Genomic DNA, 24,922 nt, shown 5'->3' on the forward strand with positions numbered 1-24,922 from the left:
TCGCCGCCTTCATCGGGCGGCGTTGTTTTTTGGTACTGCCATGAAGCTGAACAGCCGATTTTTCTTCACCGGAGCCACCGTCATGGCCATCTGCTTTTTCCTCAGCGGGGAATGGCTGATGCTGCCGGTGGCTTTTTTCATTGCCTTTTTCGCGACGATCCTCGCGGATCGCGAACAATTGGCCGAAATGGACGCGTCGACCGCCGCGATGCTCCTTGAAGGACGACAGCGCCCGGTGTTTCCCGCGGAACTGTTCCGCGGCCGTGAACTGCTGTTTTACCGGGCGGGCTGCCCGATCTACCGCTATCTGGTCGCGCGCGACGGATTGTGGCAATTGCTCGGAGAGGATGGAAAAGTCCGTCAGGAAGACGGCATGATTCGCGTCTTCCCCGGCTATGTCTACCAGCGAGTCGAACGCCCGTCAGCCAAATAGCACCAGCGCCCAAACCACGGCAAGATTCAGCAGACCGAGCAGCTGGGCCGCGCTGCCCATGTCCTTGGCCCGCTTGGCCAGCGGATGGCGTTCCAGTGAGGTATGGTCCACCGCGGCCTCGATGGCCGAATTGAGCAATTCGATGATCAGCGTCGCCAAAGAACTGGCCACCAGCATCGCCCGCGCCAGCGGCTCGGCATGGATGAGAAAGGCCATCGGGATCAGGATAATGGCAAGCAGCACCAGCTGTCGGAACGCGTCCTCGTGGCGGAAGGCGGCTTTCATGCCATCGAGCGAATAGCCCAGGGCGTTGATCAGCCGGCGCACGCCGGTTTTGCCCTTGAACGGGCTTTCTTGGGTCGACTTCATTTACATTACCAATGCATCAGGAGCGAAAACCGCTCGCTTCTTCGAGAGCATCCAGATACAGCCCGGCGACATTGAGTCCGGTCTGATCCATGATCTCCCTGAAACAGGTGGGACTCGTCACGTTCACTTCGGTCAGATAATCGCCGATTACGTCGAGGCCGGCCAGTAAAATTCCCCGGCGCATCAACTCCGGCGCCACCGTTTCGGCGATTTCCCGGTCGCGCGCCGATAGCGGTCGCGCCTCGCCACGGCCGCCGGCGGCAAGGTTGCCCCGCGTCTCGCCGGCTTTGGGAATGCGCGCCAGGCAGTAATCGACCGCTTTGCCGCCGATCACCAGAATACGCTTGTCGCCATCCCGGATTTCCGGGATGTAGCGCTGCGCCATGATCGTGCGCGTCTCGCGCTCGGTCATGGTTTCCAGGATGACCGACAGGTTCGGATCATCGGGACGCACCCGGAAAATACTGTCCCCTCCCATGCTGTCCAGCGGCTTGAAGATCACGTCGGAGTGCTGATTGACGAAGGTGCGCAGCCTCGAGGACTTCGAGGTCACCAGCGTCGGGGAAATGAGGTCCGGGAAATTCAGGATGGCGAGTTTCTCGTTGAAATCCCTCAATGCCTGCCCCGCCGTGAATACCTTCACGCCCTGCGTCTCGGCCAGAGAGAACAACTGCGCAGCGTACAGGTACTCCATGTCGAATGGAGGATCCTTGCGCATCACCACGGCCGTGAAGCCGGCCAGCGGCTGCCTCAGCTTTTCCGCGAGCCGGAACCATGCCGGCGTTTCGCCGGTCAGCGTCAGCTGCGCGGCATCCACCAGCACGCGGCCGCCCTCGAAGGTCAAATCGGCGGCGTGCGCATAGGCCAGCGAATGCCCGCGGGCCGCCGCCTCCTCCATCATGGCGAAGGTGGTGTCCTTGTAGAGCTTGAAGTCTTCCAGCGGATCGGCAATAAACAGGATCTTCATCGTTCGTCCTTCCAGCGCCCCGAGCGGGCTCAGTTGAAATCCGGATCCGTCGCTTCCAGCTCCAGCGACGCGGCCAGCAGCGCAAGACGCGCGATGACCCCGTACGCGTAAAAGCGGTTCGGCGGACAGTCGGGCGACCCTTTGCGATCCGGGAGGCAAACGGACTCGAACGACAGCGGCACGAAGTGCATACCCGGCGCGTTGAGGTTTTCATCGATGCCGCGGCCGGTGTGCACGCGATAGAAGCCGCCGACCACGTACCGGTCCATCATGTAGACAACCGGTTCCGCGACCGCTTCGTTGACCGTCTCGAAGGTATGGACGCCTTCCTGCACGATCACCTCGGAAACTTCGAGACCTTCCTTCACCACCGACATCTTGTTGCGCGCCTTGCGGTTCAGGCCGATGACGTCCTCGGGACGCTTCACGCTCATCACGCCCATGCCGTAGGTGCCGGCGTCCGCCTTGACGATGACGAACGGCTCCTCCTTGATATCGTGCTCGCGATATTTCACGCGGATCCGCTCAAGCAGTGTCGACACCGTGTCGGCCAGCGTCTCTTCGCCCTGGCGCGACTGGAAATCCAGTCCGCGGCAGGCGCTGAACATCGGATTGATGGTCCAGGGATCGATATCCAGCAGTCCGGCGAATTCGTTGCAGACCTTGTCGTAGGCTTCGAAATGATTGCTCTTGCGACGTACCGCCCAGCCGGCATGCAACGGCGGCAGAAGATTCTGTTCAAGTCCGCTCAGGGTATCGGGAATTCCGCCGGACAGGTCGTTATTGAGCAGCACGATGCAAGGATCGAAACCGTCGGCGAGCCGGAGTCTGTCGCCTTCGCGCCGTACCGGCTCCAGGGTCAGCACGGCGCCGTTCGCCGCGGTCAGTTCGGTGGGGACGGAGATCTCGGGGTTCAGAGTGCCAAGACGCACATTCAGGCCGGCCTGCTCGAAGATGTGCACCAGCGAGGCGACATTTTGCAGATAGAATGTGTTGCGTGTATGGTTTTCCGGGATGAGCAGCATGCTGCGTGCTTCCGGACAGACCTTCTCCACCCCCGACATCGCCGCCTGCACGGCCAGCGGCAGGAAATCCGGGTTGAGGTTGTTGAACCCGCCCGGGAACAGATTCATGTCGACCGGGGCCAGCTTGAACCCACTGTTGCGCAGGTCGACCGAACCGTAAAACGGCGTGGCGTGATTGTGCCATTCACTGCGGAACCAGTGTTCGATGCGCGGCTGGGCTTCAAGAATACGGCGTTCGAGCTCCAGCAGGGGACCCGTGAGGGCGGTGGCCAGATGAGGAACAGGCATGTCGCTCCCTTCCTGAGGATGGACAGTGTGTAATCCCGCTATGGTGGGGGTGGATCGGCAGAGTTTCAACCCTGCCGGAGTGACGGAATTATGCCAGCGGCCATGGCTCGCCGTAGGAACCGGCGTACAGATCCGTGATGATGTCCCAGTCGAAGAAGTGACTTTGCGGGCCCTGGGCGGTAATCTTGATGGCGCCGAGGATGTTGGCGAGGCGGCCGGTCACGATCCAATCGAGGCCGCGGCTGATGCCGTACAGCAAGCCGGCGCGATAGGCGTCGCCGCAACCGAGCGGATCGAGCGGTTTGTTCGGCATCTGCACGCGCGGAATGTGGTGAACGGTATCCGGCGTATAAATTTCCGAGCCTTTGGAACCCCGGGTCACGATGACCGCGTCCACCATCCCGCGCATGACGTCGACGGTAAGGCCAGCGCGCTCGCGCATCAGCTCGCTCTCGTAATCGTTGAGGGTGACGTAGCTGGCCAGGCCGACCAAACGGTGCAGTTCTTCCGCGCTGAACAGCGGCAGTTCCTGCCCCGGATCGAAAATGAACGGGATGCCGGCGGCGGCCAGCTCTTCGCAATGCTGCACCGATCCGCTATGCCCGGACGGCGCGACGATGGCAAGCTCGATAGGCTCTTCGACATCAGCGATATGATTGATGATGGCATGCGTCATGGCGCCGGGGTGAAGCGCCATGATCTGGTTGGCATCCCGGTCGCTGATGGCGAACAGTTGGGGAGTAAACTCCCCCCGCACCGTGCGCACGTATTTGTCGTTGACCCCGAACCGCTTCAGATGGGCCCGATACGGAGCGAAATCCTCACCGACGGTCGTCATCAGCAAGGGCTCCTCGCCCAGCATGGCCAGATTGTAAGCGATATTGCCGCCACAGCCGCCGAACTCCCGGCGCATGTGTGGCACCAGGAACGTCGTGGAAATCTTGTGTAGCTGATCGGCCAGAATGTGATTCTGGAACCGGTCCTCGAAGGTGAGCAGCGTATCGTAAGCGAGAGACCCGCACACGAGAAGAGACATGCGAACTCCGCATCCAAATCAATCGAGTAGTTTAACATGAAAACAATCGATCGTTCATCTGTCGCTTCACGCAAGCCACGGATATCAATAAGGAATACTTTTCAGGAGCTGACATGATTAACCTTGCAACCCGACTGAAATCGCTGATGCTGGGCGCCATGCTGATGCTGCCGCCAACCGCTTTCGCCGCCACGCCGCTGGATACGGCCTCATTCACCACAGTCTCCGGGCAAAGCGCCAGGGTGAGCGCGGGTCAGGGACGGGTACTGGTCGTTAACTTTTGGGCGACCTGGTGCGGCCCCTGCCGTGAGGAATTGCCGATGCTGGACCGTTTGGCGAAGCCCTGGAAAGGTCAAGGCATCGATGTTGTCGGCATCGCCATGGATACCCGAATTGAAGTCAACAACTACCTGAAGTTCAGCAAGCTTACCCTGCCGGTGCTGATCGGCAACGCGGAGACGCTGAACCTCTCCCGGGCGCTGGGCAATCATCAGGGCGGACTGCCGTTCACCGTGGTGTTCGACCGTCAGGGCAAGCAGGTGGCGACGCTGCTGGGCAAGCTCGATGAAAAAACCATCACGGATACGGTGATGCGCTACCGCTGACGGTCATGCCGCCGAGGGGCCAGAGCACGGCCTCTCGGGTTAATGTCTCCGAAGTTAGCCGGTATGGCGCCTTCGGAACGTCGCCGAACGCTCGCGGAACCAGACTCGGGCTTTGGCGAATCCATGCGATAGTCGGTCAGCGCATCGGCGTTTTTCCCTGTTGCACCGGGCAGCCCGACCTCCTCGAGGACAGTCCGAACGGCCAATGGCTTGCGGTCCCGCGTACGCCGGTCATCGTGCTTGATAGGCCAAGACAATTTCGTCGGATCGTGACGGAATACAACGTTGAACCTTGTGCCATCTTTATATAGCAACTCTTTTTCCTCAGGAAAATTCGATAGGTTATCAATTCTTGCCCCTGTCTTTCCAAACACAACGAAACGGTTATGTCGCTTATCAGAGTGAGTAAATTCGTCCACAACACCAACCTTACGAGCTGTTGAAATAAACCCTGAAAACGCCACCTCATCACCCTCACGCATCTCAAACGGCACTGAATTTTCTCCACGAAACGTCTTTGCCACCTCCGAAGTGGAAAGCTTTTCTATAGCGCGCTTGAGAGCAGTGATCACTCCCTGCTGCTCATAAAGATTCCTTTTGCTATCCTCTCCGATTCCACGCAGGGCATTATTAATTTCCTTATAATGGCTGTCACTGTAGACCCTCACGGCCAAATACTCTTCAAAATCCAGCCGAATTCGTTCATCTTTGCATTCGTTGGAATATTTTTTATATCCTTCAACAGCATTCCGCAAGGAGCCTGAATTTTCATGATAAAAAGAAAGAAATGTCTCTGCTTTATCAAAGAGAAAACTATTTTTCGCGTACCACTCACTGTCCTTGAATGACAGAGTTGGAACCATGTCAGAGGGTTTCATGAGGGACGACCCCGTATTCTTATAATCCGTAGCAATCCCCCTCCCTTCCTGAAGATTACAGCATTCAGGGTTGGCTCCGACCTCGGCAATTCCACAAACAGTCTCGACAACATTATGGACAGCAGTGACAAACTTCAATTTGCCCTGTTGAATTCCTGACGAAATGAGTTTATTAAAACGCTCAAAATTCGCACAATTAGTAAATATATTTAACATGATCAAACACCAAAATTAAATTGTTTTTCCAAAAACCAACCACAAGTAACATTATTAAATATGATCCATAGCAAAACCCGGAATATCAATACAGCGCAATCCTAAAACCAGCTTTCCCATACCGCAAAACACCACTAAATAGATGGCAAAATCTCTTTATCAATGAGTAACAGACCGCGTTTTGCAACACTCGTCTGCATCACCACCCTTCTCGATTTCACTATCTTTTTTCTACATTGCCATTTCTCATAGTATATGCTGATGCAGCAGAAATACTTTCAGAAAACGATTAACTTAGTAACCAGCCTGTCAGTCCGTAAAGAGCACAGAGGCTGCCATTCACTTGTTTAATCGTTCATACCTGCCAACAAGTCACCATTTCACTTTAAAAAGCATCAAGCATGACCGCCCCGCACGAGGCGCTAACGGGAGCGCCACAGAGTGGTATCCAACTGGGGGGCGAAAACGACAACGAAAACAAACTGGAAAAACGGCGGGAAGAGGATCGGCACCGAACGGGCATGCCCGCTTCGCTTGAAACCCGGCAAAAAATCGGGCTTTCTCCCCTATCCGCCGAGCAGGAGCGACACGGGAGGACGTTTCGGCAATTCCAAGGACGTCGCGCCACCTCATCATTGGCAAAAAAAGAGGGAGGAACCAACCGTTCACAGTGTCGGTCAGGGCGAAGCGTGGGTTCACGTTCCGTATCGTGCTTCCAACCCATTCCATAAAACAAACCCCCGTGCCTTGGCAACGGGGGTTTGGATCAGTCCGGCTTAGCGGGCGAACGGATGAATCATATCGCAGCCGCCAGGCGAGCCCCCTGGTCGATCGCGCGCTTGGCATCCAGCTCGGCGGCGACATCCGCGCCGCCGATCAGGTGCACGGTCCTGCCTTGCCCCTCCAGATCCGCGACCAGATCGCGCCGCGGCTCCTGCCCCGCGCAGATCACCACATTATCGACCGGCAGCACACGGCTTTCACCCTTGATGGTGATGTGCAGGCCCGCGTCGTCGATCCTGTCGTAGCTGACGCCCCCGAGCATTTCCACCGACTTCATCTTCAGGCTGGCGCGATGGATCCAGCCGGTGGTCTTGCCCAGCGTTTCGCCCGGTTTGGCGGGCTTGCGCTGCAACAGCCAGATCTTGCGCGGGCTCGGATGCGGCTTGGGACCTTCCTTGACCAGACCGCCACGCGACGCGAGGCTCATGTCCACGCCCCACTCTTCCATGAAGCGCACGGGATCGAGCGAGGTCGGCTCGCCTTCGTGCGCAAGGAACTCGGCCGTATCGAAGCCGATGCCCCCGGCTCCGATGATCGCCACCGATTTGCCCACCGGCTTGCCGTGCTTGAGCACATCAAGATAGGACAGCACTTTGGGGTGATCGATGCCCGGAATCTGCAACGCACGCGGCGTGATGCCGGTCGCCAGCACGATCTCGTCGAAGCCGGCGAGGTCTTCCGCCCCTACCCGGCGGCCCAGTTGCCGCTTCACCCCGGTCGTTTCCAGACGACGGCCGAAATACCGCAGCGTCTCGTAAAACTCCTCCTTGCCCGGAATGCGTTTGGCGACATTGAACTGCCCGCCGATTTCGTTCGCTTCGTCGAACAGGGCGACATCGTGACCGCGTTCGGCGGCGATGCTGGCGAACGCCAGGCCGGCCGGTCCCGCGCCGACAACGGCGATTTTTTTGCGGGTGGCAGCGGGCAGGTAGTTCAACTCGGTTTCGCGGCAAGCGCGCGGATTGACCAGACAGGAGGTGAGTTTTCCCTGAAAAATGTGGTCAAGGCACGCTTGATTGCACCCGATACAGGTATTGATCTCGTCGCCGCGCCCCTGGGCCGCCTTGTTGACGAACTCGGGGTCGGCAAGGAAAGGACGCGCCATGGAGACCATGTCGGCACCGCCGTCGGCGAGCACCGATTCGGCCACCTCCGGTGTGTTGATGCGGTTGGTGGCGACCAGCGGAATACCGACCTCGCCGCGCAGCTTGCGGGTAACCCAGGCGTAACCCGCGCGCGGCACCATGGTCGCGATGGTCGGTACGCGGGCCTCGTGCCAGCCGATGCCGGTATTGATGATGGTGGCGCCCGCCTTTTCAACGGCGCGCGCCAGCGTGACGACCTCGTCCCACTGGCTGCCCTCGCCAACGAGATCGAGCATCGACAGTCGGTAAATGATGATGAAATCCGGTCCAACGGCCTCCCTGACCGCTTTGACGATTTCTATGGGGAAGCGGATGCGGTTTTCGTAACTGCCGCCCCAGCCGTCGGTGCGCTTGTTGGTCTCGGCCGCGATGAACTGGTTGATCAGGTACCCCTCCGAGCCCATCACTTCCACGCCATCGTACCCCGCCTCGCGAGCCAGGCGCGCGCAACGGGCGAAATCGCCGATGGTGCGCCAGATATCCTCTTCGGAAAGCTCGCGCGGACGGTAGAAGTTGATCGGTGCGATCAGCGGCGACGGAGCGACGCACTTCTCCTGAAAACTGTATCGTCCGCTATGCAGGATCTGCAGACAGATCTTGCCGCCCGCGGCGTGCACGGCATCGGTCACCAGGCGGTGATGCGGCACTTCCTCTTCATTGGCGAGCATCGAGGCGCCTTCTGCCACACAGCCTTCCGGGTTGGGGCCGACACCGCCGGTGACGATCAGACCGACACCGCCCGCCGCGCGCTCCGCGTAGAACGCGGCCATCTTTTCAAAGCCCTGGGGGGCTTCTTCCAGGCCGGTATGCATGGAACCCATCAATACCCGGTTTTTCAAGGTGGTAAACCCCAGGTCAAGGGGGGCAAGAAGATGCGGATAAGCGCTCATAGGACTTCCTCGTTCAGGCATGCGGCCAGGTTGGGACGTATACATTGGAATCATTTTGACGATACTTACTAGTAAGTAAGTTGTCAATCCGCATACGGCGTTCCCCACGATGCGCTACACTCTGCCACCTTGGAAACCCATAAAGAAAGCGCTCGCGTATGCGCGGATTGAGCCTGGCGGGAGGCTTCCCTGTTCTCGTTATGAGCCTGCTGGCCTGGATGCGGGAACTGCGCTGGCCCGTACAACTGTATCTTGCGGCAGGCTGCCTGACCTTCATTCTCTACAGCTTCGACAAATGGCGGGCCGTACGGGGAGGACGTCGAGTTCCCGAAACGACGCTGCATCTGATGGAATTGGCCGGAGGCTGGCCCGGCGCGCTCATCGCGCAGCGTCTCTTGCGTCACAAATGCAGCAAATCGCGCTACCAGTGGGTATTCTGGCTGATCGTGGCGGTGCACTACGCCGCGTGGGGGGCGTGGTTCTGGGTGGCGGGACGGTGAGCATCCAGCCACGCGATCAAATCCGCCTCGACGTCTTCCCGATTGGTTTCGTTATGCATCTCGTGCCGACCGCCCGGATAGACCTTGACGGTCACATCGGCCAGGCCAGCCTGCCGGTAGCGGCGCGCCAGTTGGCCCAAACCGAATGCGCCTAGGCTCACCGGATCGCGGCTGCCGGCGAACAGCAGGACCGGACAGCCGGTGTTCAGGCCCCGGCCGGCCTTTTCTTCCCGCTCCATGGCCAGTATCCCCCCGAACAGGTCGGACCATAGCGACGGCGTCGGCGCGAAGCCGCACAGCGCGTCCGCCCTATACCGATCCACTTCGTCCCGATCGCGGCTGAGCCAGTCGACCGGCGTGCGGGCAGGGACAAACCCCAGATTGAAACTGCCGAACACCAGCTTCGCCATGAAAGGACTGGCTACGGCGCTCCGCCCCCCACGCCCGGCCAGCCCGGCCACCGCGCGCATGACGCGCGCCATCGCGGATTGCCGGTATCCGGTGGCGGACAAGACCAGACCGGCCAGCCCCTCGCCCCGGGACAAGAAATGCGCTCTGGCGATGAAGGAGCCCATGCTGTGACCGAACACGAACAGCGGCAGGCCCGGGTTATCGTCCTCCGCCCTGCGGCGCACGTTATCGAGATCGCCCAGGACACGCTGCCACCCATCCTTCACGGCAAAGAGCCCCCGTACTTCGGCTCGCGCGCCGTGACCGCGATGATCATGCGCATAGACCGCATAGCCGGCCTCAACCAGGGTTCGCGCCAGTCGGTCGTAGCGCGCGGCATACTCGCTCATCCCGTGCGATACCAGCACAACACCACGGGCCGGAATGACCGGCATCCAGCGGCAAACCGGAATGGAGCGCCCGTCGGCCGCGGTCAGTTCGAAGGCATCCATGAGGCTCCCTAGCCAAGAATGTATTCAGGTTTGAAATCGGGATTGATCAGCGAGGTCAGGACATGATCGCGCCATTCCCCGTCCAGGAACAGGTAGCGGCTGGCCTTGCCTTCGATGGTGAAGCCAAGCCTCGACAACAGACGCGCGCTGCGATCGTTGTGAGGCTGGTAGTTGGCCTGGATGCGGTGCAGCTTCAAGCGCTGGAACATGAAGTCGTTGGTGGTCTTCAGGGCCTGGCGCATCTGCCCCTTGCCTTCGTGCTTGGCATCGATGCTGTACCCCAGATGGCAGGCCTGGAACACGCCACGCACGATGTTGGAGTAAGAGATGGTGCCGATAACACGGGAAGCGTGCTCCGGATCCAGCAGCAGCAGGCGAACGGCGCGTCCTTCGTCCCAGTCCCGCACCGCTTGCCGGAAACTGGTGATCCAGTACGCTTCGGTATAGTAACTGTCCGAGTGCGCCACGCCCCAGGGAGCGAGGTGGTCGCGGTTTCTCAACTGGAATTCGAGCATGCCCCTTGCCAGCGAGGAACGCGCAAGAACGATTTTGGCATGCGGGGTCGATAATTCGGGGTGAGGCAGCGCCAAGGGGGTCTCCGGTCAATATGTTGTCATACGTCGACCGATTCTAGCCTCAGCGCCGCGCCCGGACAAGACGATCACCCGGCGAGCCGGGTCAGCGCCTCGCGGTACTTGTCGGCGGTTTTCTGGCGCACCTCGGCGGGAACGGAGGGCGCCGGCGGGCGTTTGTCCCAACCGCTGGCCTCAAGCCAGTCGCGTACGAACTGCTTGTCGAAGCTCGGCGGCGTCGTGCCTTCCCGATAACTGTCGGCCGGCCAGAAACGGCTCGAATCCGGCGTCAGCGCCTCATCCATCAAGGTCAGGACACCATGCTCGTCCAGGCCGAACTCGAACTTGGTGTCGCAAATGATGATGCCCCGGCTCAATGCGTAATCACTGGCCGTACGGTACAGGCGAATGGCGGTATCGCGCACCTGTTCGGCAAGTTCCCGGCCGATGCGGCTGGCGCATTCGTCAAAGGAAATGTTCTCGTCGTGATCGCCGACCGCCGCCTTGGTCGACGGGGTGAAAACCGGCTCGGGCAGGCGCGACGACTCCTTGAGTCCCGCCGGCAAGGCGATCCCGCACACCGAACCTGCGCGACAATATTCCTTCCAGCCCGAACCGGCAAGGTAACCGCGCACGATCGCTTCGACCGGCACCGGCGTGAGGCGCTTGGCCACCACGGCGCGCTTTTCGACGAGCGGCAGCTCTTCGGTCGTCACCACCGACGCGACGCGGTCGCCGGTCAGATGGTTGGGCACCACCTCCTTGAGATGATCGAACCAGAAATTGGAAATCGCCGTCAGGATCTCGCCCTTGCCCGGAATCGGTTCGGGCAGGATCACATCGAACGCGGACAGGCGATCGCTCGCCACCATCAGCATGCGTTTTTCGTCGATTTCATACAGATCGCGGACTTTGCCCGAATAGATCTTCTTCAGGCTCGTCAAAGTGGTACCGGACATGAACAGCTTTCCTTCCTTACAGGGTTTCCTTGAGCGCCATGGCCTGCTCCAGCGCGTCGTCGACGGATGAAGCGAGCACGGTGAAGTGTCCCATCTTGCGGCCGGGACGGGCTTGCGCCTTGCCGTACAGATGCAGGTGCGCGTTGGGCGCCTCCATCAGGACATCCCAGCGCGGCTCACCGCCATCGTCCCGCCAGACATCCCCCAGGAGGTTGACCATCACCGCGGGGGACAAGAGATCGGTACGGCCCGGCAACAGGCCGCACATCGCGCGCACCTGCTGCTGGAACTGGTCGGTCAGACAGGCATCCAGGGTGAAATGACCGGAGTTGTGCGGGCGGGGCGCCATTTCGTTGATCACCAGCGAACCATCCTCCAGCACAAAGAACTCCACGGCCAGCACGCCCACATAGTCGAGCGCGTCGGCAAGGCGCCGGGCCATGTCCTGCGCGGCGGCGGCCAGCGTCGCCTCGACCCGGGCCGGCACGATCGACACGTCCAGAATGCCGTTGGCGTGACGGTTTTCCGCCAGGGGGAACACCGCGGTCTGCGCCGCGCTGGTGCGCGTGACGATGGCCGAAATCTCGAGCGCGAGATCGACCCGTTTTTCCAGTACGCACGGCTGGCCGCCCAGATCGGCCCAGGCAGCCCGCGCCTCCTGCGCGGTCGCGACCCGCACCTGACCCTTGCCGTCATAACCAAGCCGCGCCGTCTTGAGGATGCCCGGCAGCCAGGCGGACAGATCGACATTGATGTCGGCCAGGGTGTCGACCACAAGATAGGGCGCCGTCGGCAAGCCCGCGCGGTTGATCCAGGCCTTTTCCTCAATGCGGTTCTGCGCCACGGCCACCGCGTCGCCGGACGGACAGACCCGGGTATGCCGCGCCAGTTCGCGCATGGCGTCGGCGTTGACGTTTTCGAATTCGGTGGTCACCGCCGCGCAGCTGGCACCCAGTTCGGCCAACGCCACGGGATCGTTGTAAGGGGCGCAAAGGTGGGTATCGGCAAAACGCGCGGCCGGCGCGGCCGGGTCAGGGTCGAGCACCGTCACCCGGTACCCCATGGTCTTGGCGGCCACCGTGAACATGCAGCCCAACTGGCCGCCGCCCAGGATGCCGAGCCGCGCGGGAGGAAGAATCGCCGCCATTACTCGACCTCCGGCAGCGTCATGGCGAGAACCGCCTCTTCCTGACGACGGCGGAAATCCGCCAGGGCATCGGCCAGTTCAGGCCGGGAGACCGCCAGCATGGCAAGGGCGAACAGCGCCGCATTGGCCGCGCCCGCCTCACCGATGGCGAAGGTGGCGACCGGGATGCCCTTGGGCATCTGCACAATGGACAGCAGGGAATCCTCGCCGCGCAAATAACGCGATGGCACCGGCACGCCAAGCACGGGAATCGTGGTCTTGGCCGCGAGCATGCCCGGCAAGTGGGCGGCGCCGCCGGCACCGGCAATGATCGCCGAGAGACCGCGCTCGCGCGCCGTTTCGGCATAGTGGAACAACAGGTCCGGTGTGCGATGCGCGGAAACCACCCGCGTTTCGAATGCCACGCTGAACTCCTTGAGCACTCGGGCCGCATGCTGCATGACTTCCCAGTCACTGTTGCTGCCCATCACGATGCCAACTTCGATCATGCCTTTACGCCTTCGGGGGTCATAAAGATGGCATTTTACCCGAAGCGCGCCATGCCCCGGAAACGATTTATGTCTTTACGTAAAGCAAATTCAACGACTTAGCCTGTATCTGGCCGTCATTCTTCATGCCACCAGACGCAAAAAAACCGCGAGGAGCCTTCGCGGTTTTCATTCCGGCGTTCGGGACGTCAGAGGGTTTTCAGCTGTTCTTTCGCCTTGATCGCGGCGGGGCTCTTCGGGTAGAGCTTGATCAGGCGACGGAAAGTGGCGCGGGCGGTGTCGAGCTGATTGAGCGCGCGCTGACACAAACCGATGCTGCGCAACGCATCTGGCGCCCGCGGGTCGTCCGGATGCTGTTCGACGAAGCGACGGTGGATATCGATCGCCGAGTCGTACTGACGCAGACCGGCATGGGCGACGCCCAGCCAGTAGGTCGCCTCGACGGCTTGCGGCGAATCCGGATTCTGGCTGATGAAACGCTGCAGGGCAGGCACCGCGTTGGCGAAATCCTGACTGCGCAACAACTTGAGGGCCTTGTCGAAATCGGGCGCGGCCTGGGCCGTTCCCTGCGCAGCGGCAGGCGGCTGACTGGCGGCCGGAGCGCTGGCGGCCGCCCCTTCCACTTTGCCAAGACGGGCGTCCAGATCGGCGTACAGATCGTTCTGCCGCTTCTGGGTGGTCTGCAGGGTGTAGTTGATGACCTCGTTCTCTCCGCGGAGCTTGGCGATCTCCGCCTTGAGGGCATCCACCTGGCTGACCAGATCGAGCAGCTTGTCGTTGGACAGTTTGCTTTCCATTTCGGAAAGACGGCTGCTGGCCTGCTGGTTCACCTGGTCGATCTGGCGCCGGGTGGCCTCCAGATCGCTGTTGGTCGCGCAACCGGCAAGGGCGGCCAGCATGAGCGCGCTGATGGCGACGCGTTTCATCGTTGTTCTTCTCCCCGAAAAAGACAGATGGCCGGATAGCCTAACCCGGGGTATCCGGCCGTGTCTTCAGCCAACGCTTATTTCTGCTGGTAGACGATGTCGTCGCGACGGTTTTCGGCATAGGCCGCGTCCGAGTTGCCCTCGGCCTTCGGCTTTTCCTTACCGAAGCTGACCGCTTCGAGCTGCTTGTCCTTCACGCCCAGCACTTCCATGGACTTTTTCAGGCTCTCGGCGCGTCGCTGGCCGAGGGCCAGGTTGTATTCACGGCTGCCGCGCGAGTCGGTGTTGCCCTGAATCACGACCTTCTGCTCCGGGTTCGCTTTCAGATAAGCCGCATGCGTGTCGACCAGCGGTTTGAATTCAGGCTTGATGACATTCGAGTCGAAATCGAAATACACGCTGCGCTTGGCCAGCGGGCTGTTCGGGTCATTGAGCGGATCGACCGCCACCTTGCCCTGGTTGGCCGCGTTCTGATCGACAGGGGCGGTCGACTTGGGCGTGGCGTCCACCGGCGCCGTCTTGGCGGTTTCCGGCTTGGTGCTGGCGCAAGCGGCCAGCAGGGTAACCGTCGCAGTGCCCATCAGAAGGTGTTTCCAGTTCATGCTTTCACTCCTCGAAAAAGGGTTCAGGAATTCACGGAGCATTGAACGGGCCCCACGCGGGGTCCTGCACATCTCCGTTGATCACGGCCAGCTTCATCTTGCTGCTGCCATCCACCGTGGCGGCGTACAACACGCTCTTGCCACCGGCTTCACTGGCGTAAAGCACCATGCGGCCATTGGGCGCATAGCTTGGTCGTTCGTTGTCCGGTCCATCCGACAGATAGCGGTCGCCGCCGCCCATCTCCTGGATCACCACCCGGAATTTGCCGCCCTCGCGGCGCACATAGGTAAAGCTCTTGCCATCCGGCGCGACACGTGGCGACACGTTGTACCCGCCGTTCCAGCTTAGCCGCTGCACGGCGCCGCCCTGTGTCGGCACACTGTAAATCTGTGGTCCGCCCGCGCGATCCGAAACGAACAGCAACCGGCCGCCATCGGGTGTGAAGGTCGGTTCGGTGTCGATACCGTCACTGTGAACGACACGGCGCGGCGAACCGCCGGACGCGTTCATCAGGTAAATCTGTGAATTACCCGAGGTCGTCAGCACCACGGCGAGCGTGGAGCCGTCAGGCGACCAGGCAGGCGCCGAATTGCTGCCCTTGAAATTCGCCACGGCGCGCCGCGATCCGGTCGCCAGATCCTGCACCCATACCACGGGTTTCTGGGTCTCGAAGGACACATACGCAAGGTAACGGCCGTTCGGCGACCAGACCGGCGACATGATCGGCTCTTTCGAGCGCAGGATGGTTTGCGCCCGGGCGCCGTCGACATCGGCGATCTGCAGCTGATAACTGCGTCCCGATTTCAGGACATACGCGATGCGGGTATTGAAAATTCCCTTCTGCCCGGTGATCGCCTCATAAATCATGTCGGCGATGGTATGCGCGACTTCGCGCACGCGATCCGGACCGACCGTGAACTGTCCCGCGGTCAACTGCTTGTGCTGGGCGATATCCATCAGGCGGAAGCTGATAGTCATCTGCCCGCCGGGAGCCGCCTCGACCTTGCCGATGGCGATCGACTGCACGCCCTTCGCCTGCCACAGCGGATATTTCAGGTCCGCCGGCTCGAAAGGCACATTGGGCACATCCGCGCCATCCACGAGACGAAACTCGCCCGACAGGGACAGGTCGTTACGTACGACCGGAGTCAGGTTGCCGCCAGCCCGCGCGGTCTCATCCTTGAAAGGCGCGATGGTAATGGCGTGGCGATTGGCGCCACCGCCGATGATGTCGATCACCATTTCCGCCCGCGCCGCCGGCATCGCGGCGGCCAGCATCAGCGCCATGCCGGCGTAGATGAGAGTCCTGAAATTGGCCATGAGTTCCCTCTATCGCAACAAATATCTGATTTGGTTAGTTCATATACGTCTTGCAAGCTATTTCGGACTAAAGCGCAAGGTCAGGCGCCGGTAGTCAGTAAAACTTGCTCCGGCAGGCAATGCCGGAAAAACCTTCGCGTCCCAGATGGCGCGCATCACCGCGTCGTCGTAGGCGCGGTTGCCACTGGACGTCACCAGCTTCACGTCGCGCACTTCCAGGCTGGGCAACAACGTCACCAGGACAATCGCCTGGGGATTGCCCGTCATGTCGGGAGGCATCTGCACCAGCGGCCGGACCTTGGCCTGCACGCGGGAAGCATAGCCGTCGCGCGCACCGTTGCCGCTCGCCGCGCCACCGGCCACGCCATTGGCCGCGCCGGCCTGATCCCGCTTCGCGGTGGCCGGGCGCGTGGTATTGGCACTGTTCAGATCCGCCAAGAGATCGTCGGCCACCGGGTTGTAACGCGGCGCCGTGCGGCTGCCCTTGCCGGACGGCGCCACCGACGGATGCGCCGGCTTCGCCGCCGGCGCGGGATGAGACTCGGGTTTCACCCTGGGCTGGGGCACGGGCTCTGGCACCGGTTTGGGCCGCGGCTCCGGTTTCGGTCTGGGCTTCTCGGAAGGCTTTGACGCCTCGGCTTTGCGCGGCGCGGGCTTGTCTTCGCGGTGCAGATTGACGTCGGCCCTGGGGGTTTCCTCCAGCGGCTCGGGCCGGACATCCGGCTCGGGCGCCGGCGCGACGTTCACGGCGGGTGCGGCGGACGGAGGAGGAGGTGGCGCGCTGCTCCACAATTCGACGGCAACCGGCGCCTCGTCCTGGGGCGCCTTGCGGGTCATGCCGAACCAGATCGCCCCGGCCAGCACCGCCAGATGCAGGAGGACGGAGACGACCAGCGATCCGGACAGACTGTCGCGTCCGCGAGATGCGCTCATCCGTTCGCGCCCTGTTTGACGGTCAGCGCCACGCGCTTGATGCCGGCCTTGTGCAAGAGGTCGGCGACGTGGATCACCTCGGAATACTTGAGATCCTTGTTCGCCGAAATGGCGAAGGCCTGGTCGGGAGAACCCAGCCCCTTGACGATATCGACCAGTTCCTCGGCGGAACCGGCGTTGATCGACTTGTCGGCGGTTTTCACGATGATGTGCGCGCTGTCCTCGATCACCACCTCAACCGGCCGGGCGTCCACATTGCGCGCGCGCGATACACTCGGCACGTCGATCACCCCCGGCGTGAACATGGGAGCGGTCACCATGAAGATAACCAGCAGCACCAGCATCACATCGATGTAGGGCACGACATTCATTTGATTGACCTGGCGGCGGGGACGGCGATTCAGCATGGCGATTTGGGCATTGGGAACTTATCCATCATACACCTTGCACCAGCACGGAATGATGGGGAAATTAATGGGACTGGCATTGACATGAAAAGTTCACCGTTTCATGAGCAGGGTCATGCCATCGCCGATCGGCAGCAGACAGAGCGCGACGCGCTCATCCTTCACCAGGGAGGCATTGAACGCGTGCATGACGTGAACGCCGGGCGGATCGCTTTTGGCCGGGTCAACCACCCGGCCGCCAAGGAACACGTTGTCGATGGCGATGATGCCGCCCGGGCGCACCAGAGTCAGGCATGCCTCATAGTAATCCGGGGTGCCGGGCTTGTCGGCGTCGATGAAGGCCATGTCGAAGCCGGCGGCGCGCCGCTCTTCTCCGATCAGGGTGTCGAGCGTGCGCATGGCGGGCTGAAGCACCAGCCGGATGCGGTCGCGAACACCGGCGCGCTGCCAGTACGTTTCGGCAACACCGGTGAACTCCCGGCTGACATCGCACGCGACCACCTCGCCATCCTGTGGCAGGGCCTGCGCCACGCTCAGGGCGCTGTAACCGGTGAACACACCGATCTCCAGATAGCGGCGCACGCCGGTCAGGCGAGCGAGCCAGGCGAGCAATTGCCCCTGCTCCGGCGCGATCTGCATCTTCGCCATGCGGTGCGTGGCGGTGAATTCGCGCAGTTCGCGCTGAACGGGGGTCTCCGTCACGCCGACCTTGAGCAGGTAGTCGTGAATGGCGGAATCAAAAGAAGGTGAACGGCGAGTCATCGGGTCAAGTCGGGTCCGAAATGCGAAACGCCCGGGTTAGCGGGCGTCGGAGCGGGAAAGCCGGTCTATCAGTCCGGCTGGTATACGTACGGTTTCTGGGCGACACGCGACTCTTTCCAGCGGCGCTGGTCGTCCAGATCGACCTGGCGGTCCCACCAGGTCAGGCGCAATTCGCGGCGCTCGGTCTCCACCTTGGGATTCTCGTCCAGAAACGCGTTCATGAACCGGGTAAAGTCGGATTGGTACATCCTGATCATCCTTTGTGTCCTGTCGGGGGAAGTGTACTGCAAAACGTCCGTCATGGCACGTCAGCAGACGGCTTCCGGTTCCCGTTTGTCGCCATACATCTTGCGGTCCGCGACCGAAAGGAGCTCCTCGATCAGCACACCGTCCTCCGGATAATAGGCCACGCCGATGCTGACGCCCACCCGGATCCGGTGCTCCTCCACTTCGAAGATCTCCTCGATCGAGCCCTTCAGGCGCGCCACCACACGATCGACCTCGCGGTAGGACTCGATGTCCTCGAGCAGCACCACGAATTCGTCGCCACCCAGCCGGGCCACGGTATCCTCGCTGCGCAAGGCCTGCTTCATCCGCGTCGCGATCATCTGCAGAATCCGGTCGCCGACCACATGCCCATACGTGTCGTTCACCGGCTTGAAGCGGTCCAGATCGAGGAACAGTACCGCCAGACGCTTGCCGCTGCGATTGAGCCGCGAAATGGCATGCTGCAGGCGGTCATAAAACAGCCCGCGATTGGCAAGACCGGTCAGGCGATCATGGTTGGCGAGATAAAAAAGCCGCGCTTCGCGTTCCACGCGGCTGCTCAGATAGCGGCGGTAGCTTTCACAGCCGAGCCAGAGCAGCACCATGGTCACCAGCGACAGGGCCGCGCTCATGCCCCATTCGAACAGGCCGATCTGTTTCCAGCCCAACTGCCAGCTCACGCTGAGAATCAGCGGCTGCGCCTCGCTGCCGACCTGGCGGACACGCTCGAGCCTTGGAAAGATGCGCGACTCCAGCCACCCCGATGGCGGCTCCGCCACATTGACGAACCAGCCTTGCGGAGCGCTCGGGGAGAAACGCTTGTGCCACAGCCGCACGGCCATTCCCGGGGGAAGATCACCGACCTGCGACGACAGGGATCCGGTGCGGACCATCATGCCGACAAAATGCCAGGGCATGCCGCCAGCCGAAACATAAGTCGACAAATCGTCGGAAGGACGCACCATCAGATAAGCGGCCCGGCCGTCGGCCCAGTCGAAAGAACGCGACGCCGCGCTGCGCCCGCTTTCGATGGCGTCAAGCAGGGTATCGCGCAAAAAATCATTGGTGGCGATATCGGCGCCCAGCCAGCGCGAGCTGATCCGGTTGGACGGTTCGATGAAGGTGACGGGAAATCCCTCCTCGCTCAACGCGACGGAGCCGGCGGCGCCTTTGCCGTCCTTGTCCAGACCGTGAATCGTGTACATCATGCCGTGCCGCGCCCGGGCTTCTTTGAGAAAGCTGTCGCGCGAAGCGAGCGGCACGCGCTCGATGCGCATCACGGCGATGATCTGGGGGTAGCGCTGCAGGAACTGGCGGACGAACTGACGTTCTTCCTGTCCGCCGTTTTTCATGCCAAGACCGGTGAATGTTGCGTAACTGTCGAGCACAGCTTCATTGACCTGAAGCTTTTGCCCGATGTTTTCGAAGAGCTGCTGGCTGATGCGGGTGAACTCGGTCTGTGCCTCGGACACGGCCCGGCTGGCGAAAGACAGTCCGGTCAGAACCGTCAATACCAGCCATAGCAAGCCGCTGGCGAGATAGACCGATCTCATCTGCATGTGTTACTTGAGCCTAGAGGGAAATATTAAAGAGCATTAATGGTAGAGCATAGCGCATTGTTTGGTTGTTAATTCAAGCCAATTAGGTATTTACACTTAACTTAAATCAAACAACATGGAATGCGGACATCATTGCCAGCCATAGGATAACACAGCTTACAGCCCCCAGTGCGGTTTCCCCGACTTCTCCGTCAGTACACGCCAGGACTGCAGGATCTTCTGGAACTTGTTGTTGGCCGGCGCCACCTCGCGCACCCGCCGCAACAGCTCGGCCGCGCGTCGCATGTGGCTTTCATGCCAGCCGGCATGGTGAACATAGGCCACCGTCGCGTTGGCCAGGTTGAGCATCACCTGCACATTGTCCGGCATGTCCTCGAGCGCCCGGGCGAAACGCTCGATCGCCCCTTCGAAATCGCCGCCCTGGGCGTCGCGCACGGCGCGGTTGTTCAGATCCACCACCGACTGCACATTCGAGGCGATCAGATCGCGGCCGATCTCGCCTCGTCCGACTTCTTCGAACAGATCGCCGAGCGACCCGAGCAGCGCTTCGTCGTCGTGGTGATTGCGCACCAGATCGCACAAGGTGGCGTCCCCGAGGTCATTGCGTTTTTGCGCATAACAGGCGCGGGCGAACTCCATGCGCGAACCAGGATCGGGCGAAGCGGTCATCACCCCGAGACGCTCGTGCGCCCCTTCGAGCAGCGACGCGGCGCGCGCGTGATTGCCGCTGGCTGTCTGCAGCTGGCTGTCCACCACATCGGCCATCCATTCGCCCAGCTCGTTGTAGCGGTAATCCCGGCGCAGGCTGGCCAGCGTGCGCGCCGCCGCGCCGGCCTCGCCCTGCGCCAGTTGCACCCGTGCCAACGTGGCGTAATGCGTCGGATGGCGGTGCCAGGTGTACTTGGCGATGTCCAGCACCTGCCGGCTGGCCTGGGCCGCCACGCCCAGATCCTTGTTCATCATCGCCACTTCGGCCAGCTGCTGCTGGCGCCGGATCACCACCGGCGACAGATCGGCGGCGGTCTTGAGCACCGACTGCGCCTGCGGCAGATCGTGGCTCAGCCGGTGCAGGCGCGCCAGCCAATCGTACGCTTCCATCACCCGATCATTGTCGGCGAGCACATCCTCGAACAGCAGCCGCGCCTCCTGGTAGGCCTTCAGGCCGCTGAGCGCCTTGGCCAGCCCCATCTTCGCCCAGGGCACATTTTTCAGGGCGAGCACTTCACTGTACAGGACGCGGGCGGTGTCGTAGTCGCCGATCTTCAGCGACAACGAGCCCTTGAGTTTCATGAAATCCAGCGTGAATTCGCCGCGTTCGCGGATCTTGCGCGTGCAGGTTTCGATCGCCGCGAGGTATTCGTGCTTGAGAATGGCCTCGTCGACCAGCCGGAACGCCGCGCGGCGGCGGATGGCTTTGGCCAGGCGCTGCGACAGCACTTCCCCGGTGAAGGGTTTGAGCAGGTAGTCGTCCGGCGCGAGCTCCGCCGCCGAAATCACCCGCTGGGAACGCCGCTCGCCGGTCACGATCATGAAGACGCAGGACTGCTTGACGAGATTGCGCTCCTTCACTTCCTCGAACAGGTACAGACCGTCGTACCCATTGCCCAGGTCGTAATCACACAGCACCACATCGAACTCGAAACGACTCATTTTCGCGAGGGCGTCGCCGGCCTTGCTCGCGAACTCCACCTTGTCCACGCCGAACGAGGACAGGGTCATCGCCAGCGCCCGCTGCATCTCGGGAACACTGTCGACCACCAGGAACAGTTTGCGCGCAAACGGGTCGGCCGGTTCCTGGGCCGGACGGCGGGCGGGAGCGTCATCGTTCATCGGGGGCGTCCTGTTCCACGAAAAGACCTCATACCGGCGTCAGTTTGGCGAACCGCAGATCCAGCCACTTGAGGCCTTGTTCGGCGAAATTGATCTGCAGCCGCGCATCCTGGCCGCTTCCTTCGGCATTGACCACCACGCCGGTGCCGAAACGCGCATGCGACACGCTCTGCCCAATGGCAAAGCCCGCCAGATCCCTGGCGTGCGATACCGGCATGCCGTCGCCGAGCCACGGCGCTCGCGCCGCCTCGCGCTCGGGAGCCGGGCGGCGACCGGACGACAGCACCCGCAGCAGTTCGGCCGGCACTTCATCAACAAAGCGCGAGCGGATCGGATAGCGGCTCTGGCCATGCAGCATGCGCGACTGGGCGCAGGTCAGGTACAAACGCTGCCGGGCCCGCGTGATGGCGACATACATCAGCCGCCGCTCCTCCTCGAGCCCCTTCTGGTCGTTGAAACTGTTCTCGTGGGGAAACAGTCCTTCCTCGAGGCCCGAGACGAACACGGCGCCGAACTCCAACCCTTTCGCGGAATGCACCGTCATCAGCTGGATCGCGTCCTCGCCGGCCTCGGCCTGATGGTCTCCGGCCTCGAGCGAGGCCGCCGACAGGAACTCGATCAGCGCCTGCGACGGATCGTCGGCCATGAAACCGGCGGCGGCATTGATCAGTTCGTCAAGGTTGGCCAGCCGCTCTTCACCTTCTTTGCGATCGGCTTCATACATGTCGCGCAACCCGGAATGATCGATGACGAGGCTCACGGTTTCCGCCAGGGTCAGCCCCTCGGCTTTGCGACGCAGATCCTCGACGAGCAGCACGAAGCGCCCCAGCGCCGCGGCGGACCGGCCGCCTCCGGCGCCGCAAGCGGCGCGCCACAACGGAACACCCTGCTCGCGCGACGCCAGCTGAAGGTTTTCCACGGTGCGGGCGCCAATGCCGCGCGCCGGCACATTGATGACCCGCAACAGCGCGTTGTCGTCTTCCGGATTGGCGACCAGCCTCAGATAGGCGAGCGCGTGCTTGATCTCCTGACGCTCGAAAAAGCGCAGCCCCCCGTAGATCCGGTAAGGCAACCCGGCATTCACCAGCGCGTGTTCGAGCGCGCGCGACTGGGCGTTGGAGCGGTACAGCACCGCCATGTCCGCCAGATCGAAGCCTTCGCGCTTGAGGGTGCGGGCCTCCTCCACGATGAACTCGGCCTCGTCGCCATCCGACCAGGCCTCGTAAAGCCGGATCGGCTCCCCGTCACCGGCGTCGGTCCACAGATTTTTGCCAAGACGGCCGTCATTGCGTTCGATCAGCGCATTGGCCGCCTTGAGGATGGTGCCCATCGAACGGTAGTTCTGTTCGAGCCGCACCGGCTCAGCAACGGAAAAGTCCGACAACAGCGCCCGCATATTGCCGACATCCGCGCCACGGAAGGCGTAGATCGACTGATCGTCGTCGCCCACCGCGAACAGATTCGCGTGCCTGCCCGCCATCAGCTTGAGCCAGGCGTACTGCAAGCGGTTGGTATCCTGGAACTCGTCGACCAGGATATAGCGGAACCGCTCGCTGTAATGTTCGCGCAGCGCGGCGTTGGCGCTGAGCACCTCGAAGCTGCGCAACAGCAGCTCGGCGAAATCGCACACCCCCTCCCGCCGGCACTGGGCGTCGTAGGCGGCATACAGCTCGATCAGCTTGCGGGTGTAGGCGTCGTGCGCGGAGAGCTTGTCGGCGCGCAGGCCGGATTCCTTGTTGCCGTTGATGAAGTTCTGCACGGCGCGCGGCGGAAACTTCTCTTCGGACACCTCGAGGCTTTTCAGCAGCCGCTTGATCAACGCCTGCTGGTCCTGGGTATCGAGAATCTGGAAGGTCGCGGGCAGACCGGCGTCGCGGTGATGGATGCGCAAGAAGCGGTTGCACAGGCCATGGAAGGTGCCGATCCACATGGCGCGGACATTGACAGGCACCATGGCCGACAGACGGGTCTGCATTTCGCGCGCGGCCTTGTTGGTGAAGGTCACGGCGAGCACGCCCGCCGGGCTCGCCTGTCCGGTGGACAACAGCCAGGCGATGCGGGTGGTCAGCACGCGGGTCTTGCCGCTGCCGGCTCCGGCGAGAACCAGCGCGGAGCGGGCGGGCCAGGTGACGGCGCGCAGTTGTTCGGTATTCAGACCGTCAAGCAGATCGGCACTCATGGGGCGGGACACGGTTTCATCAAAACTCCGATTCTACATCAGGCGGCGGATCCCCCGCGCCCCGCGTTGCGCGCTTTACCTCTTCACGCCCAGTTCGCGCAGCCGTTCGTCCAGGTAGGCGCGGGCGGTGTAGCGTTCGGAGAGCACCACCTCGTCGCGCGGATGCAGAAACAGGGGCAACGACACGCGCGAGCGCCGGGCGGAATCGCCGGCCGGATTGACCACGCGATGGATAGTGGAAGGATAGTAGCCTCGCGACGCTTCTTGCAGCATATCGCCGGTATTGATGATCAGCATGCCGAAGTCGCAAGGCACGTCGATCCATTCCCCGTTCTTGCCCTGCACCTGCAATCCCGGCTCGTTGGCCGCCGGCAAAATGGTCAGCAGATTGATATCGCCATGGGGAGCGGCGCGCAGCGCGCCGTCCGGCTCCGCTCCGGTCAGCGGCGGATAGCGCAGCACCCGCAGCAGCGTTTTGGCGCTGTCGCGGATCATTTCCGACAGCGGCTTGCTGTAGGACGCGGCGATCTGCGCCGGAGTGTGGCGTTCGACCCAAGACAGCAATTCGGCGGCCAGGGCATTGGCCGATGCGTAATAGGCCAGCGCATCCTCCCTAAGAGCGGGCGGAATGCGCCCCCACGGGTAAACGTGGAAAAACTCTTTGATGTCCTTCTGGGCAAAGCCCTTGGCGGTTTCGGAAATTCCGGTGGAAAAATAGCCGTCCTGGGTCTCGACCCGGAAGGCGTAATCGTGTTTTTCTTCTCTGTCGAAAAACGCCAGCCAGTCCCGATAGATCGACTCGACCAAAGGCTGGCTCAGCGGATGGTTCACCAGCACGCCGAATCCGGTTTCGTGCAACGAGCGGGTGAACCGCTCCGCCGCATCCGGTGCGCGGTAATCAACGACTTTGACTTGCATGCCAGGGCTCCTCTC

At 61.8% G+C, this 24,922-nt stretch carries 25 protein-coding genes; 3 read left to right on the plus strand and 22 right to left on the minus strand.

What is annotated here, in order from left to right; genetic code table 11:
* The first annotated feature begins 82 nt into the window (after positions 1-82).
* The gene (locus JNO50_RS18205) at positions 83-433 is read left to right on the plus strand and encodes a hypothetical protein (RefSeq protein WP_229804524.1); all 351 of its coding nucleotides are present in this window, start codon (positions 83-85) and stop codon (positions 431-433) included.
* Here the strand turns inward: JNO50_RS18205 and JNO50_RS18210 are convergent.
* From JNO50_RS18210 to JNO50_RS18225, 4 genes are all read right to left on the minus strand, one after another.
* Entirely contained in the window at positions 422-802 is a 381-nt protein-coding gene (locus JNO50_RS18210) for a diacylglycerol kinase (RefSeq protein ID WP_189532020.1), read from the minus strand. The genes JNO50_RS18205 and JNO50_RS18210 overlap by 12 nt on opposite strands.
* 16 nt (positions 803-818) lie before the next feature.
* Positions 819-1,769: a glutathione synthase gene (gshB, locus tag JNO50_RS18215; protein ID WP_189532018.1), complete on the minus strand. Its 951-nt coding sequence runs from the start codon at positions 1,767-1,769 to the stop codon at positions 819-821.
* Positions 1,770-1,798: 29 nt separating this feature from the next.
* Entirely contained in the window at positions 1,799-3,082 is a 1,284-nt protein-coding gene (gene gshA, locus JNO50_RS18220) for a glutamate--cysteine ligase (protein WP_189532016.1), read from the minus strand.
* Between the two features lie 88 nt (positions 3,083-3,170).
* Positions 3,171-4,118: a carbohydrate kinase family protein gene (locus tag JNO50_RS18225; RefSeq protein WP_189532014.1), complete on the minus strand. Its 948-nt coding sequence runs from the start codon at positions 4,116-4,118 to the stop codon at positions 3,171-3,173.
* Positions 4,119-4,231: 113 nt separating this feature from the next.
* On the opposite strand from JNO50_RS18225, the gene JNO50_RS18230 reads away from it, so the two are divergent.
* Entirely contained in the window at positions 4,232-4,723 is a 492-nt protein-coding gene (locus JNO50_RS18230) for a TlpA family protein disulfide reductase (protein WP_229804522.1), read from the plus strand.
* On the opposite strand, the gene JNO50_RS18235 is transcribed toward JNO50_RS18230, so the two are convergent.
* The gene (locus tag JNO50_RS18235; protein ID WP_189532012.1) at positions 4,714-5,817 is read right to left on the minus strand and encodes an ADP-ribosyltransferase; all 1,104 of its coding nucleotides are present in this window, start codon (positions 5,815-5,817) and stop codon (positions 4,714-4,716) included. The two genes, JNO50_RS18230 and JNO50_RS18235, sit on opposite strands and share 10 nt — an antisense overlap.
* A gap of 796 nt (positions 5,818-6,613) precedes the next feature.
* Positions 6,614-8,635 (minus strand): NADPH-dependent 2,4-dienoyl-CoA reductase, encoded by a 2,022-nt coding sequence (locus JNO50_RS18240; protein ID WP_189532010.1) that lies wholly within the window; start codon positions 8,633-8,635, stop codon positions 6,614-6,616.
* Between the two features lie 158 nt (positions 8,636-8,793).
* On the opposite strand from JNO50_RS18240, the gene JNO50_RS18245 reads away from it, so the two are divergent.
* Positions 8,794-9,135, plus strand: coding sequence for a DUF1294 domain-containing protein (locus JNO50_RS18245; RefSeq protein ID WP_189532008.1), 342 nt, complete (start codon positions 8,794-8,796; stop codon positions 9,133-9,135).
* On the opposite strand, the gene JNO50_RS18250 is transcribed toward JNO50_RS18245, so the two are convergent.
* The 16 genes from JNO50_RS18250 to JNO50_RS18325 all read right to left on the minus strand — a co-directional run bounded on the left by JNO50_RS18250 (position 9,093) and on the right by JNO50_RS18325 (position 24,907).
* Entirely contained in the window at positions 9,093-10,037 is a 945-nt protein-coding gene (locus JNO50_RS18250; RefSeq protein WP_189532006.1) for an alpha/beta hydrolase, read from the minus strand. The genes JNO50_RS18245 and JNO50_RS18250 overlap by 43 nt on opposite strands.
* A gap of 8 nt (positions 10,038-10,045) precedes the next feature.
* On the minus strand, positions 10,046-10,627 hold the full coding sequence (locus JNO50_RS18255) for a GNAT family N-acetyltransferase (RefSeq protein WP_189532004.1): 582 nt from the start codon (positions 10,625-10,627) through the stop codon (positions 10,046-10,048).
* A gap of 71 nt (positions 10,628-10,698) precedes the next feature.
* Complete coding sequence (locus tag JNO50_RS18260; RefSeq protein WP_189532002.1) at positions 10,699-11,568, minus strand: phosphoribosylaminoimidazolesuccinocarboxamide synthase; 870 nt, start codon at positions 11,566-11,568, stop codon at positions 10,699-10,701.
* A gap of 16 nt (positions 11,569-11,584) precedes the next feature.
* Positions 11,585-12,715 (minus strand): 5-(carboxyamino)imidazole ribonucleotide synthase, encoded by a 1,131-nt coding sequence (locus tag JNO50_RS18265; RefSeq protein ID WP_189532000.1) that lies wholly within the window; start codon positions 12,713-12,715, stop codon positions 11,585-11,587.
* A complete protein-coding gene (purE, locus tag JNO50_RS18270; RefSeq protein WP_189531998.1) occupies positions 12,715-13,203 on the minus strand; it encodes a 5-(carboxyamino)imidazole ribonucleotide mutase in 489 nt (162 codons plus the stop codon). The genes JNO50_RS18265 and purE overlap by 1 nt, the downstream gene beginning before the upstream one ends.
* A 188-nt stretch (positions 13,204-13,391) precedes the next feature.
* A complete protein-coding gene (gene ybgF, locus JNO50_RS18275; protein ID WP_189531996.1) occupies positions 13,392-14,129 on the minus strand; it encodes a tol-pal system protein YbgF in 738 nt (245 codons plus the stop codon).
* A 77-nt stretch (positions 14,130-14,206) separates the two neighbouring features.
* A complete protein-coding gene (pal, locus tag JNO50_RS18280; protein WP_189531994.1) occupies positions 14,207-14,731 on the minus strand; it encodes a peptidoglycan-associated lipoprotein Pal in 525 nt (174 codons plus the stop codon).
* A gap of 31 nt (positions 14,732-14,762) precedes the next feature.
* Entirely contained in the window at positions 14,763-16,052 is a 1,290-nt protein-coding gene (gene tolB / locus JNO50_RS18285; RefSeq protein ID WP_189531992.1) for a Tol-Pal system beta propeller repeat protein TolB, read from the minus strand.
* 57 nt (positions 16,053-16,109) lie between these two features.
* Positions 16,110-16,985 (minus strand): energy transducer TonB, encoded by an 876-nt coding sequence (locus JNO50_RS18290; RefSeq protein WP_189531990.1) that lies wholly within the window; start codon positions 16,983-16,985, stop codon positions 16,110-16,112.
* Entirely contained in the window at positions 16,982-17,392 is a 411-nt protein-coding gene (locus JNO50_RS18295; RefSeq protein ID WP_189531988.1) for a biopolymer transporter ExbD, read from the minus strand. The genes JNO50_RS18290 and JNO50_RS18295 overlap by 4 nt, the downstream gene beginning before the upstream one ends.
* A gap of 93 nt (positions 17,393-17,485) precedes the next feature.
* On the minus strand, positions 17,486-18,154 hold the full coding sequence (locus JNO50_RS18300; protein WP_189531987.1) for an O-methyltransferase: 669 nt from the start codon (positions 18,152-18,154) through the stop codon (positions 17,486-17,488).
* 68 nt (positions 18,155-18,222) lie between these two features.
* On the minus strand, positions 18,223-18,402 hold the full coding sequence (locus tag JNO50_RS18305; RefSeq protein WP_189531985.1) for a DUF3460 family protein: 180 nt from the start codon (positions 18,400-18,402) through the stop codon (positions 18,223-18,225).
* 60 nt (positions 18,403-18,462) lie between these two features.
* The gene (locus JNO50_RS18310; protein ID WP_215796424.1) at positions 18,463-19,980 is read right to left on the minus strand and encodes a sensor domain-containing diguanylate cyclase; all 1,518 of its coding nucleotides are present in this window, start codon (positions 19,978-19,980) and stop codon (positions 18,463-18,465) included.
* Between the two features lie 156 nt (positions 19,981-20,136).
* On the minus strand, positions 20,137-21,810 hold the full coding sequence (locus JNO50_RS18315; RefSeq protein ID WP_189531982.1) for a tetratricopeptide repeat-containing response regulator: 1,674 nt from the start codon (positions 21,808-21,810) through the stop codon (positions 20,137-20,139).
* 28 nt (positions 21,811-21,838) lie between these two features.
* On the minus strand, positions 21,839-23,989 hold the full coding sequence (locus JNO50_RS18320) for a UvrD-helicase domain-containing protein (RefSeq protein ID WP_189531980.1): 2,151 nt from the start codon (positions 23,987-23,989) through the stop codon (positions 21,839-21,841).
* Between the two features lie 75 nt (positions 23,990-24,064).
* On the minus strand, positions 24,065-24,907 hold the full coding sequence (locus JNO50_RS18325; protein ID WP_189531978.1) for an isopenicillin N synthase family dioxygenase: 843 nt from the start codon (positions 24,905-24,907) through the stop codon (positions 24,065-24,067).
* Positions 24,908-24,922: the final 15 nt, after the last annotated feature.

The organism is Paludibacterium paludis, assembly GCF_018802605.1.
GTDB lineage: Bacteria > Pseudomonadota > Gammaproteobacteria > Burkholderiales > Chromobacteriaceae > Paludibacterium > Paludibacterium paludis.